This window comes from Enterococcus sp. DIV0086, from assembly GCF_050498705.1.
Classification (GTDB): domain Bacteria; phylum Bacillota; class Bacilli; order Lactobacillales; family Enterococcaceae; genus Enterococcus; species Enterococcus faecalis.
In genome coordinates this window covers 548257-560687 of sequence record NZ_JBNIDN010000001.1, presented here as the reverse complement: position 1 = coordinate 560687, position 12431 = coordinate 548257, and the positions used below count along the sequence as shown (strand labels likewise).

Annotated in this window: 10 protein-coding genes and 2 pseudogenes; 11 read left to right on the top strand and 1 reads right to left on the bottom strand. The window is 38.0% G+C overall.

Annotated features, from left to right (window positions below; all coding sequences use genetic code 11):
- Window positions 1–5: 5 nt before the first annotated feature.
- From IGI63_RS02645 to IGI63_RS02625, 5 genes and pseudogenes are all read left to right on the top strand, one after another.
- The gene (locus IGI63_RS02645) at window positions 6–998 is read left to right on the top strand and encodes a thiamine pyrophosphate-dependent dehydrogenase E1 component subunit alpha (RefSeq protein WP_016622399.1); all 993 of its coding nucleotides are present in this window, start codon (window positions 6–8) and stop codon (window positions 996–998) included.
- 21 nt (window positions 999–1019) lie between these two features.
- A complete protein-coding gene (locus IGI63_RS02640) occupies window positions 1020–2006 on the top strand; it encodes an alpha-ketoacid dehydrogenase subunit beta (protein ID WP_002357475.1) in 987 nt (328 codons plus the stop codon).
- A gap of 23 nt (window positions 2007–2029) precedes the next feature.
- Window positions 2030–2200, top strand: a pseudogene (locus IGI63_RS02635) (biotin/lipoyl-containing protein); the annotation flags it as partial.
- A gap of 195 nt (window positions 2201–2395) precedes the next feature.
- Window positions 2396–3328: pseudogene (locus tag IGI63_RS02630) on the top strand (dihydrolipoamide acetyltransferase family protein); the annotation flags it as partial.
- A 143-nt stretch (window positions 3329–3471) separates the two neighbouring features.
- On the top strand, window positions 3472–4524 hold the full coding sequence (locus IGI63_RS02625) for a PTS sugar transporter subunit IIC (RefSeq protein WP_429975262.1): 1053 nt from the start codon (window positions 3472–3474) through the stop codon (window positions 4522–4524).
- 8 nt (window positions 4525–4532) lie between these two features.
- Here IGI63_RS02625 and IGI63_RS02620 read toward each other — a convergent pair whose 3' ends face one another.
- Window positions 4533–5423 carry a LysR family transcriptional regulator gene (locus IGI63_RS02620; protein WP_002357478.1) on the bottom strand — a complete coding sequence of 297 codons (891 nt, stop codon included), beginning with the start codon at window positions 5421–5423 and terminating at the stop codon, window positions 4533–4535.
- Window positions 5424–5597: 174 nt separating this feature from the next.
- Between IGI63_RS02620 and IGI63_RS02615 the strand changes: the two genes are divergently transcribed.
- The 6 genes from IGI63_RS02615 to topA all read left to right on the top strand — a co-directional run bounded on the left by IGI63_RS02615 (window position 5598) and on the right by topA (window position 12366).
- Window positions 5598–6539, top strand: coding sequence for a 2-dehydropantoate 2-reductase (locus IGI63_RS02615; RefSeq protein ID WP_002361867.1), 942 nt, complete (start codon window positions 5598–5600; stop codon window positions 6537–6539).
- A 275-nt stretch (window positions 6540–6814) separates the two neighbouring features.
- Window positions 6815–7666 carry a ribosome biogenesis GTPase YlqF gene (ylqF, locus tag IGI63_RS02610; RefSeq protein WP_429975261.1) on the top strand — a complete coding sequence of 284 codons (852 nt, stop codon included), beginning with the start codon at window positions 6815–6817 and terminating at the stop codon, window positions 7664–7666.
- Between the two features lies 1 nt (window position 7667).
- On the top strand, window positions 7668–8435 hold the full coding sequence (locus tag IGI63_RS02605; RefSeq protein WP_002357481.1) for a ribonuclease HII: 768 nt from the start codon (window positions 7668–7670) through the stop codon (window positions 8433–8435).
- Between the two features lie 60 nt (window positions 8436–8495).
- Window positions 8496–9359, top strand: a complete 864-nt coding sequence (gene dprA / locus IGI63_RS02600) for a DNA-processing protein DprA (protein ID WP_429975260.1) — start codon at window positions 8496–8498, stop codon at window positions 9357–9359.
- 90 nt (window positions 9360–9449) lie between these two features.
- Entirely contained in the window at window positions 9450–10103 is a 654-nt protein-coding gene (locus IGI63_RS02595; protein ID WP_429975259.1) for a CPBP family intramembrane glutamic endopeptidase, read from the top strand.
- A 184-nt stretch (window positions 10104–10287) separates the two neighbouring features.
- Window positions 10288–12366, top strand: a complete 2079-nt coding sequence (topA, locus tag IGI63_RS02590) for a type I DNA topoisomerase (RefSeq protein WP_429975258.1) — start codon at window positions 10288–10290, stop codon at window positions 12364–12366.
- Window positions 12367–12431: the final 65 nt, after the last annotated feature.

The following is a 12431-nucleotide window of genomic DNA, read 5'->3' as shown; positions in this document are numbered from 1 at the left end:
GGTTGATGAAAATGAAAACGCTTAAAAAATCGGGTTTATCAAAAGAAGAATTGATTCAGGCATATCGTCAAGTACTACGAGGACGTCGTTTAGACGAACGGTTGTGGCAATTAACAAGGATTGGTAAGACCTCTTTCAATATTTCTGGTCAAGGGGCAGAAGTTGCACAAGTAGCGATGGCGATGGCTTTTAATCCTCAAAAAGATTATTTTTTACCGTATTATCGTGATATGACCGCGTGCTTGGTTTGGGGCATGACCTCCAAAGATATTTTAATGGGTTCTTTTGGAAAAGAAGCGGATCCTTCTTCCCATGGTCGTCAAATGCCGAATCATTATGGTTCAAAAGAGCATAATATTGTTTCCTTCTCTTCAACAGTAAGTACACAAATGCCATTAGCAACAGGTGTTGGTTATGCAGCGCAACTTCAAAAAGCTGATTTTGTTGCATTGACCACCACTGGGGAAGGCTCTGCCAATCAAGGAGAAGTCCAAGAAGCTATGAACTTTGCAGGCGTAAAAAAATTACCAGTCATTTTTGTTGTTGAAAATAATGAATATGCGATTTCTGTCCCAATTGAAGAACAGTATGCCAATAAACGAATGGCCGATCGCGCGAAAGCTTATGGCTTTGAAGGTGTAACCGTTGATGGTAGTGATTTTACTGAAGTCTATCTAGCATTTAAAGAAGCAGTAAAAGCGGCTCGCGGGAAAAAAGGACCAAAATTGATTGAATTAATGGTTTCTCGATTGACTTCTCATTCCGCTGACGATGATCAATCTGTTTATCGTTCAAAAGAAGAAATTGAAGAGATGAAAAAGAACGATGCAGTGAAGCTTTTTGAAAAACAATTATTAGAAGAGGGCTATTTAACAGACGAAGACATTGCCAAAATTGATGAAGAAATTCGTGCAGAAATCAATCAAGCAACGGATGAAGCAGAAGCAATGCCAGATCCTGTACCGACATCAATTTTAGAAGAAGTGTATGCAAAATAAGAGAAGAGGAGAAGAAATATAATGGCTGAGATGACTTATTTAGAAGCAATTAACTTAGGAATTTCTGAAGAAATGGCTCGTGATGAAAAAGTAGTTATTTTTGGGGAAGATGTCGGCGGCGACAAAGGCGGCGTGTTCGGTGTAACAAAGGGCTTGGCTGCTAAATACGGTGACGAGCGTTGTTTTAATACACCGTTAACAGAAGGTTTAATTGGTGGTTTAGCTGTCGGCTTAGGTTTAATGGGCTATCGCGCAATTGGTGAATTTCAATTTGCGGATTACATTTTGCCTGCAACCAATCAATTGTTATCAGAGGCTCGGACAATGCGCTATAGAACAAAAGGCGATTGGACTGCGCCAATCGTTTATCGGACACCTTATGGCGGCGGTGTTCGTGGTGGGCTGTATCATTCTCAGTCTACAGAAAAAGTTTTTTGTGGACAACCAGGATTAAGAGTTGTGACCCCCTCTAATCCTTATGATGCAAAAGGGATGATTAAAGCAGCGATTCGTTCCGATGATCCAGTCATTTTTTACGAACATAAGCGTTTATATCGTCTACTAAAAGATGAAGTGCCTGCAGATGATTATATCGTACCAATTGACAAAGCCAATGTCGTTAGAACGGGTAGTGATTTAACCGTGATTAGTTACGGCATGACCTTGCAATTAGCTTTAGCTGCGGCAGAAAAACTAGCCGCTGAAGGAATTGATGCCGAAATCGTCGATGTTCGCTCATTATATCCTTTAGATCGCGAAACATTAGTAGCTGCAGCTAAGAAAACAGGGAAGGTTTTACTCGTAACAGAAGACAATAAAGAAGGCAGCGTGATGAGTGAAATTGCGGCAATGATTTCAGAAGATGCTCTCTTTGATTTAGATGCACCGATTCAACGACTTGCAGGACCTGATTGTCCAAGCATGCCTTATGCATTACCTTTAGAAAGAGAATTTTTAATCAATGAAGAACAAGTATTAGCAGCAATGAAAGAATTAGCAGAATTTTAATTGAAGCAAGGAGGAAAAAATAAATGGCCACAAAAGAAATCAAAATGCCTCATCTAGGCGAAAGTGTCACAGAGGCAGCCATTGTCCAATGGTTAGTTAAACCAGGAGATTCAGTGAAACGCTATGATCCCTTAATGGAAGTCGTTTCTGATAAAGTCACCACGGAAGTCCCATCAGATTTTGATGGTGTAGTAAAAGAATTTCTGATTTCTCTAGATACAGATGTACCCATCGGAACAGCGGTGATGACGTTAGAGACAGAAGAAACAACCGAAAAAACAGAAGTAGCTACTTTAGCACCAGTGAAAGAAGCAAGTGCGGAACAAGCGCAAGAACATGAAACGGCTGAAACAACAAGCGCTGCGACGTCCCATCAAAAAAATAATGGTCGTTATTCCCCAGCAGTCCTTAAAATTGCCCAAGAAAAAAAGATTGATTTAACACAAGTTACAGGGACAGGTCGTGATGGTCGAATTACTAGAAAAGATGTTACAAACTTTACACCAACACAGGCAAGAACACCTGAGAAAACAGTGAGTCCAGGAACTAGCCCTTCAATTTCAGAGGAGCCAGTTGCTTCGCAAAATGAAAGCGCCGCAACAGCTAGTCCAACTGAAACAACCACAGATAAAATTGTCTCTGCAGATCCTGTACGTAAAGCAATTGCTAAAAAAATGGTCCAAAGCGTCAACGAAATCCCTCACGCTTGGTTAATGGTGGAAGCGGATGTGACCAACTTAGTCCAACTTAGAAATTCATTAAAAGATGAATTTAAACAACAAGAGGGCCTATCTCTAAGCTTCTTCCCATTTTTTGCCAAAGCAGTCATTCAAGCGTTAAAGAAAAATCCAAAAATCAATACATCTTGGGATGATGGCTCAATTATTTATCATAAAGATGTTAATTTATCCATAGCTGTAACGACAGACGAGCATCTTTATGTGCCAGTGATTCAACAAGCGGATAACTATTCAATTGCAGGGCTAGCTAAAGAAATCAATCGCTTGGCACAAGAAGTCCGACAAGGAACGCTAGCAAGCAAAGAAATGCAAGGAGGGACCTTTACTCTTAATAATACTGGAACACTAGGTTCCGTCCAATCGATGGGAATTATTAACCATCCACAAGCTGCGATATTACAAGTAGAGTCAATTAATAAACGCCTTGTGCCAACCGCAGATGGAGGCTTTAAAGTGGCAGATATGGTTAATTTATGTCTTTCTATTGATCATCGAATTTTAGATGGACAACAAGCAGGTAAGTTCTTGCGAGATGTTAAAGATAATTTAGCGAAATATAATGCGGATACGGATGTATATTAAAAATCGTTCCTTGCTTTAGTTAAATAAAAAGCGCCTCAAAGAAATAAGCGCTCTTCTTTGAGGCCGCTCTTTATCTAACAGAAAGTTCAATCATTCTCAAACTTGTTTTAAAAAAACAAAAATAATCAATAGGAGTGTTGAAAATGCCCGCTGATAAACTGGATGCTCAATTAACCCCAAGAATATTTTTTAACAAAGTGTTAGCTGGAACAGCTTCCGGCACCATTATCGCCTTAATTCCCAATGCTGTATTAGGAGCCATTTTAAAATATTTTGCAGAATACAAGATTATCGAAATGATTATTCATGCGGCGCAAATTTTCCAACTAGCCACCCCTTTAATTATTGGTGGACTGATTGCTTTTCAATTTGGCTTAACGCCACAGAAAATGATGATTGCTGGCGGTGCAGCATTTGCTGGCTCTGGCGTGATTAAATTTAATTCAGAAGTGAAAGGCTTTATTGGTGCAGGCACTGGTGACATCATTAATATTATGATTACCGCTTCTGTTGCAGTCTTACTTTTATTAGTCATCGATAAAAAATTCGGTTCAGTGGAAATCATTGCTTTACCGATCGTTGTTGGAGTAGGTGCAGGCTTGTTTGGCATGTTGATTTACCCATATGTGACACAGATCACGGTCGCCATTGGTAAAGTGATTAACAATTTTACTGATTTCCAGCCAATTATCATGAGTATTTTAATTGCTTGTTCATTTGCTGCACTGATTATTTCGCCAATCACTACTGTGGCAATCGGTTTGGCGATTCAGTTGAATGGCTTGTCTGCAGGTGCTGCTGCAATGGGAATTGCAGCCACAACTGTTGTTCTTGTGATTAATTCTTGGAATGTCAACCAATCAGGAGTGACACTGGCTGTCTCTTTGGGCGGCATGAAAATGATGATGCCTAACTTATTTAAATACCCAATTATTTTAATTCCTTGTTTATTTACAGCGACTATTTCAGCAATTCCTGTGGTTCTATTCAACATTTCAGGAACCCCACAATCGGCTGGATTTGGCTTGGTTGGACTCGTGGGACCACTTGCTTCATTGGATGCGGGCTTAGGGATCTTACCCTTACTCTTTTCTTGGTTTGTTGTTCCAATTGTCGCGGGTTTATTCTCAAAATTCTTATTTGAAAAAGTGTTGAAACTTTATGATAGTAAAGTCGTCTTTGCTTATCAAGGCTAGGCTATCCATTAATTTTCTTTAATGATTTGGATAAAATCTCTAACATCTTCTGTCATACTAAAATCGCGGCGCAAAGCAATGCCGATGGGGAAATAGTCAAACTTATCTTTTAAAGGAATCCATTTCAGTCCCTGACTTTTTCCCACTTCATAATATTCAATCGGCAGCAAACAAATCGAATTATTTTTTTGTAAACTATAAAGAAGTACTTGTAAATCATCGTTATGCAAAATGATATTCGGCTCATAACCGAAGCTCCGAGTCCGATCTAGTAGTAGGCGACCAATCATAAAATTATCACTTAACGATGAAAATCGTTGATCTTTCAAATCTTTAAAAGTTAATTTTTCATATTGGGAGAGAGGATTTGATTCTGGTACCACGACATAAACATGGTAGCCTTTGGTAGTCGTTTCTAAAGGTTCAATATGAATAATTTCAGGTAAGGTATTTGGGAAAGAAATTAGTCCCATATCAATTTCTTTATTTGCTAACATCGTTTGTAATTTTGGCGAGCCATCTTGCTGTAATATTAAATTCACATGTGGATGGGTTGTTAAAAATCGTGAAATTTCTTTCATAAATTGTACAGCAAATAAAGTAGTTAAGCCTAAACGCAATTGCTTTTTAACTGGTTTCTGGTTCATTTCACGAATATCTGTTACCAATTGATCGAATTGAAAAACAACTTCTTGGCCATGTTCATATAAATAAACACCTGTATCGGTTAATTGAAACGGTTGATCAGAATGATCAAACAACGCTGTGCCTAACTCAGATTCCATTTTTTTCAATGCTAAAGAAAGTGTTGGTTGGGTGACAAATAAATTGCGAGCGGCCGCCGATAAACTGCGGGTATTAACAATTTCAATGAAGTACTTTAAAAGCTGAATATTCATCAGAAACTCCTCTTCTTTTTAAAAGCGCTTACATAAATGCGCTTGGATAAAAAATAACAAATAGATCACTTATAATATAACATATGTTTTGCCTTTTTATTGCTATAAAAGTAAGAGATAAATTTTCTTAGCAGATTTTTATCTAAAAATAAAAAATTGAACGGAGGAAAAGAAATGAAGATTATTATCGCAGGTGCTGGCGCTATGGGCAGTCGCTTTGGACTAATGTTACATCAAGCAGGAAATGACGTTATTTTTGTTGATGGTTGGCCAGAACATATTGAAGCAATAAGAAAAAACGGGTTAGTTGCTGATTTTAATGGCGAAGTGGTGACCGCTAAAATTCCTATTTATCCTCAGACAGAAGTAGCAAGCATCGATTTTACAGCAGACTTAGTTATCCTATTTACAAAAGCAATGCAACTGGAAGGAATGCTTGAAGCATTAGAACATTTCCTTAATAAAAATACGAAAGTTTTATGCTTGTTAAATGGAATTGGTCACGAAGATATTATCAAAAAATACGTGCCATACGAAAATATTTTATTAGGAAACACAATGTGGACCGCTGGGTTAGAAGGACCTGGCAAAGTAAAATTATTTGGCAATGGTTCGATTGATTTACAAAATTTAGGAGCGCAAAGTGAACAAGCAGCAGAAGCAGTCATTAAGGTATTAAATAACGCTGGCTTAAATGCTCGTTATTCTGAGAATATTTTATCATCCATTTATAAGAAGGCCTGTGTGAATGGAACAATGAATGGTTTATGTACTTTGTTGGATTGTAATATGGCAGACTTTGGCGAAACAGAGCAAGCAGATCAAATTGTTCAACAAATAGTTAATGAATTTTTAGCAGTCGCTGAAGTGGAACAAGTTACGTTAGATAAACAAGCAGTGCTTCAACAAATCCGCTCGTGTTATAATCGAGAAACAATTGGTTTGCACCATCCATCGATGTATCAGGACTTAATAACCAATCATCGTTTAACCGAAATTGATTATATCAATGGAGCAATTGTTCGCAAAGGGAAAGTCTATGGGATTGCTACACCGTACTGTCAGTTTTTAACAGAGTTAATTCATTGTAAAGAAAATTTACTTCATGCTAAATAACAAGTAAAAACAGAAATATTCTTGAGTCGGTCTTGAGAAGAGCTTGACCTACTTCTTTCTATACTTTGCCAGTGTACAAGGCTGAGACAAAATCCAAAGTGAGTTTGTCTCAGCTTTTTTGTTTTTTAAAGAACACTACAGAAAATAAATCAAATCCGTGAAAAATATGTTAAACTAGAGAAGGTGTTTTTTCGCAAGAATCTACGCGGAACACAGGACTCGTTGAAGAATTGAATCAAAGAAACAATGTGTTAAAGAAGGGATTTGAACAGATTATGACCATTCAATGGTTTCCCGGCCATATGGCCAAAGCAAGAAGAGAAGTTTCGGAAAAAATCAAATATGTCGATATTGTATTTGAACTAGTTGATGCGCGGTTACCGCTTTCTTCCCGTAACCCAATGATGGACCAAATTGTCCAACAAAAACCACGATTAGTCCTTTTAAATAAAGGGGACTTAGCAGATAACGACCAAAATAAAAAATGGCAACATTACTTTCAAAAGAAAGGGTATCAAACCCTAGTCATCAATGCCCAACAAAATAAAGGAATCAATAAAATTGTGCCAGCAGCCAAGAAAGCGTTAAAAGAAAAATTGGCTCGTGAACAGGCGAAAGGCTTGAAACCGCGTGCGATTCGCGCAATGTGTATTGGGATCCCCAATGTTGGTAAGTCAACCTTAATGAATCGTTTAGTCGGAAAAAAAATTGCGCAAACTGGGAACAAGCCAGGCGTGACAAAAGGACAACAATGGTTACGCTCTGGTTCCCAATTGGAATTACTGGATACACCAGGGATTCTCTGGCCAAAATTTGAAGATGAAGAAATTGGAAAAAAATTAGCTTTAACTGGCGCTATAAAAGATCAATTATTGCATCTAGATGATTTGGCGATTTATGGATTAGAATTTTTTGCACGTTTTTATCCGCAACGTTTGACGGAACGATATGGTTTAACAGAGGAAGAGCTATTTTTACCTGCCCCAGAACAGTTGATGTTAATTAGCCAAAAACGTGGTTTTAGAGATGATTATAATCGAGCCAGCGAAATGATTATTTTAGAAATTCGCAGTGGAAAATTAGGTACGTATACTTTGGACCGCTGGGAAGAACTAGGAGACGAATAACATGGCAAAAGAGTCGATTCAGGCAATCAAAGAAGCGCTGTTAACTGTCACTGATGCAACCGATGAACGATTAGCAAGCTGGCGAGAAGATGAACGTTCAGGAGTGCAACAAGCGATCAAACAATGGGAACGTCGCCAGTTAGCCAAAGAAAAAGAATGGCAACTTTTTAAAGAAATGAGTCAATTTGAGGAAGCGGCCTATAAAAAAGGCCATCGTTTAATTGCAGGAATTGATGAAGTAGGCCGCGGACCATTAGCTGGTCCTGTTGTGACAGCTGCAGTTATTTTGCCGAAAGATTGTCAATTATTAGGCTTAAATGATTCAAAAAAACTATCTGCTAAAAAACGGGAAACGTTATATAACCAGATTCAAGAACAGGCTGTCGCTATCGGGTTAGGTATCGCTGATCAAGGAGTCATTGATCAAATTAATATTTATCAAGCAACTAAACAAGCGATGAAAATGGCAATTGACGATTTAGCTTTTGCACCAGATTATTTATTAATTGATGCAATGCAGTTAGACGTTCCCCAACCACAAGAAAGTTTGATTAAAGGGGATGCACGCTCCATTTCGATTGCAGCAGCCAGTATTATTGCAAAAGTAACAAGAGATCGATTAATGGAAGAATATGATGAATTATATCCTGGATATGGATTTAAAAACAATGCAGGCTATGGAACAAAAGAACATCTTCTCGGGTTAGAAAAATACGGTGTAACACCCATTCATCGACGTACGTTTGCGCCAATAAAAGATATGATTTAAAAATAAAACACTTTTTTTACGTATTCTTATTTTAAGAAGATGTGAAAGAGGTGTTTTTTGTTGGAAATTTTACAACGACAATTATTATTTAAATTAGCGGTATGTCAAGGAATTGGCAATTTAGGTATCTTAAAAGTGTTACAAGAAGCTATCGCACAAAAGCGTGTTGATTTTTCCAGTACAGAAATTATTAGAATTGCTGAAATCAAGAAATATCGTGAATTATTTGAACAATCTTGGTTACACCATACGATTCATAGTGAAGCGTTATATATACGACAATGCCAACACCAATTTATGACAATTTTAGATGCCGTCTATCCTAAATTATTACGAGAAATTTATAATCCACCAGCAATTCTTTTTTATAGAGGAAATTTACAATTGTTAAGTAGAAGGAAAATTGGCATCGTCGGCGCTCGCTATGCCACTTCGTATGGGTTAAGAGTGACTGAAGCTCTGGTTCCTAAAATAGTCAAAGAAGGATTCACAATCGTCAGTGGTCTTGCCAAAGGTATCGATAGTCGTAGCCATGAGATGGCCATCCAGAACGGGGGTCAGACAATTGTAATTTTAGGCACTGGATTAGATGTATATTATCCGTATGAAAAGAAAGAATTACAGCAAACTATGAAGCAGAATCAGCTTGTTTTAACAGAATATGTGAATGGGAGTGGGCCGAAAAAATATCATTTTCCTGCACGTAATCGCATTATTGCTGGATTATCTTTAGGGGTCTGCGTGATGGAAGCTCGTAAGAATAGTGGCTCTTTAATTACTGCACAAGCGGCGATGGATTACGGGCGCGAGGTATTTGCCGTACCGGGAAGTATTTTCCAGTCTTTTTCAACAGGCTGCCATGAATTAATTCAGGACGGCGCTAAATGTGTTCAGACAATTGATGATATTTGTGAAGAATTGTGACTTTTACTAATTGTGAATTGACAACCTACGTTCACTTCGGTACTATTTAATCAGATTTTAATCTTTTGGTTGGTAGTTAGGAGTGTCTAAATGGAAACGGTTGTTAGAAAAAGATGGTTGTTTGGTATGCAGCTACTGGGCTTTTTGATTTTGGATCAAATTCCTTTGATGATGGTCTCAGTTGTTCAAGTTTCTACAGAAAACTTTTGGTTTCGCTTTGTTAGTGGATTAGTGGCTGTTGGACTTGGTGCCTATTTCGTCTATCTATTTGTTGCTTTTTTGAAAAAGAAAAAGCTCATAACTTGGACTTTTTTAGGAATCAAAGAAACCTTGCCAGTGGTCTTGTTAGGTTTGGTGATAATCTTTTGTGTGGGAATATTTGGTGATTTCTTATTACGTCTGGAAGGATTAGAGACGACCTCTAACCAACAAAGTGTTGAAGAAATTGTCCAATCTATTCCTAAAGGGCTTATACTTATTTTTGCAGGTGTGATTGGGCCAATTTTCGAAGAGGGAATTTTTCGTGTCGGGATTCAAGCGTTTTTCAAGCCAGCTTCAAAAATAGGCATACTCGTTTCTTCTATTTTATTTGCACTTGTGCATACGCCGACAGATATAGGTAGTTTTGTTATTTATTGGGGCATGGGTTTAGCTTTAAGTTGGGTCTATCTACGCACGGATCGCTTTGAAGCTGCTGTCTTGACTCATTTTATTTGGAATGTTTTGGGTATTTTAATGCTTTAGGATAAAATCTATAAATCATAGGCATTTTTTATTTATAAATTCGGACAGTCAAACAGAAATGACAGAAATGTTAGAAAGCCTAGTCTTGACAAACCTATTCTATATAGCATATGATGTATTACGATTTGTGCGTTTTTTACATATATTATATAGTAGGAAAGCGAACGCGAAAGGAGCTAATTGAATGGCCTATAAGTATCTCGTGATTGTAGAATCACCTGCCAAAGCCAAAACAATTGAAAAATATCTAGGAAGAAACTACAAGGTGGTTGCCAGTGTTGGTCACATTCGCGATTTACCAAAAAGTAAAATGGGGATTGATATTGAAAATAATTATGAACCTCATTATATTTCGATTCGCGGAAAAGGCGATGTCATCAAAAGTTTAAAAGCGGCTGCAAAAAAAGCTGAAAAAGTCTATCTCGCAGCCGATCCGGACCGAGAAGGTGAAGCAATTGCTTGGCATTTAGCTTATCTTCTTGGCCTTGATTTAAAAGATAAAAACCGTGTGGTATTCAATGAGATCACTAAAGAAGCGGTAAAAGCGGCATTTAAAGAACCTAGAACCATCAACGTTGATTTAGTTGATGCACAACAAGCACGGCGCATTTTAGACCGTTTAGTTGGATACTCGATTAGTCCTATTTTATGGCGTAAAGTCAAAAAAGGTTTGAGTGCTGGTCGTGTGCAATCTGTTGCTTTAAAAATGATTATTGATCGAGAAAATGAAATTCGAGAATTTAAACCTGAAGAATATTGGAGCATTGATGGGAATTTCCAAAAAGGTCGCAAGAAATTCAAAGCAAATTTCTGGGGCGTAGATGGTAAAAAGAAAAAATTACCAAATGCAGAAGCGGTGAAAGAAATCACTTCTCGGATTGACGGTAAAGATTACGATGTTACAAAAGTTGAGAAAAAAGAACGGAAACGTAATCCTGCATTACCTTTTACAACCAGTAGTTTACAACAAGAAGCGGCACGTAAATTAAATTTCCGTACCCGTAAAACCATGATGGTTGCGCAACAATTGTATGAGGGAATTGCTTTAGGGAAACAAGGCACTGTGGGGCTGATTACCTACATGCGTACAGACTCAACCAGAATTGCCGATTCCTCCAAAGCAGAAGCTGCTGAATTCATTGAAAAGACCTACGGAGATGAGTTCTCAGCACATGGCGGCCGCAAAGCAAAAAATACGCAAGGTGCACAAGATGCCCATGAAGCGGTTCGTCCGTCAAGCGTTTTAAGAACACCTGATGAAATGAAGAAGTATTTAGATAAAGATCAATTAAAATTATATACTCTTATTTGGTCGCGCTTTGTTGCTAGTCAAATGACACCAGCGATTTTAGATACCATGAAGGTCACGCTTCAACAAAACGGCGTAACGTTTATTGCCAATGGCTCCAAAGTGAAATTTAAAGGGTTTATGCAAGTATATGTTGAAGGACGCGATGATGGTAAAGAAGACAAGGGAAATATTTTACCTGAATTAGTGGAAGGTGACGTTGTTAAATCGGTCGATATCGAACCGAAACAACACTTTACTCAACCACCGGCTCGTTTTAGTGAAGCCACGTTAATCCGGACTTTAGAAGAAAATGGTGTGGGCCGACCATCAACGTATGCGCCAACATTAGAAACCATTCAACGGCGTTATTACGTGAAGCTAACCAATAAGCGGTTTGAACCAACGGAATTAGGTGAAATTGTGAATTCCCTAGTTTCAGAGTTTTTCCCACAAATTGTCGATACACATTTTACAGCGACAATGGAAACGGACTTAGATAAAGTCGGTGAAGGCCAAGAAAAATGGGTTGAAGTTGTCGATCGTTTCTACAAGCCCTTTGAAAAAGAATTAACAAATGCCGAAGAAAAGATTGAAAAAATCCAAATTAAAGATGAACCAGCAGGCTTTGACTGCGAACTATGTGGACATCCAATGGTGATTAAACTGGGTCGCTACGGAAAATTTTATGCATGTAGTAATTTCCCAGATTGTCGGAATACAAAAGCGATCGTTAAAGAAATTGGCGTGACGTGTCCTGTGTGTCACGAAGGACAAGTTATCGAACGCAAATCAAAGAAAAATCGGATTTTCTATGGCTGTAGTCGGTACCCAGAGTGTGACTTCACTTCTTGGGACAAACCAGTAGGCCGACCATGTCCAAAATGTGGGCAATATTTAGTAGAGAAAAAAGTTAAAGGCGGCAAACAAGTCGTTTGTATCAATGGCGATTATGAAGAAAACGTCCAAAAATAAGAAAAATTGAGACCGAAGAATTTACTTCGGTCTTCTCTTTTAGTAAAATGAATTGAGTTTGTAAG

Coding starts and splice junctions, on each gene's coding strand:
- IGI63_RS02620 (WP_002357478.1), bottom strand. CDS start 5,423: ATGAATATTCAGCTTTTAAAGTACTTCATTGAAATTGTTAATACCCGC.
- ylqF (WP_429975261.1), top strand. CDS start 6,815: ATGACCATTCAATGGTTTCCCGGCCATATGGCCAAAGCAAGAAGAGAA.
- topA (WP_429975258.1), top strand. CDS start 10,288: ATGGCCTATAAGTATCTCGTGATTGTAGAATCACCTGCCAAAGCCAAA.
- IGI63_RS02615 (WP_002361867.1), top strand. CDS start 5,598: ATGAAGATTATTATCGCAGGTGCTGGCGCTATGGGCAGTCGCTTTGGA.
- IGI63_RS02640 (WP_002357475.1), top strand. CDS start 1,020: ATGGCTGAGATGACTTATTTAGAAGCAATTAACTTAGGAATTTCTGAA.
- IGI63_RS02645 (WP_016622399.1), top strand. CDS start 6: ATGAAAATGAAAACGCTTAAAAAATCGGGTTTATCAAAAGAAGAATTG.
- IGI63_RS02595 (WP_429975259.1), top strand. CDS start 9,450: ATGGAAACGGTTGTTAGAAAAAGATGGTTGTTTGGTATGCAGCTACTG.
- IGI63_RS02605 (WP_002357481.1), top strand. CDS start 7,668: ATGGCAAAAGAGTCGATTCAGGCAATCAAAGAAGCGCTGTTAACTGTC.
- IGI63_RS02625 (WP_429975262.1), top strand. CDS start 3,472: ATGCCCGCTGATAAACTGGATGCTCAATTAACCCCAAGAATATTTTTT.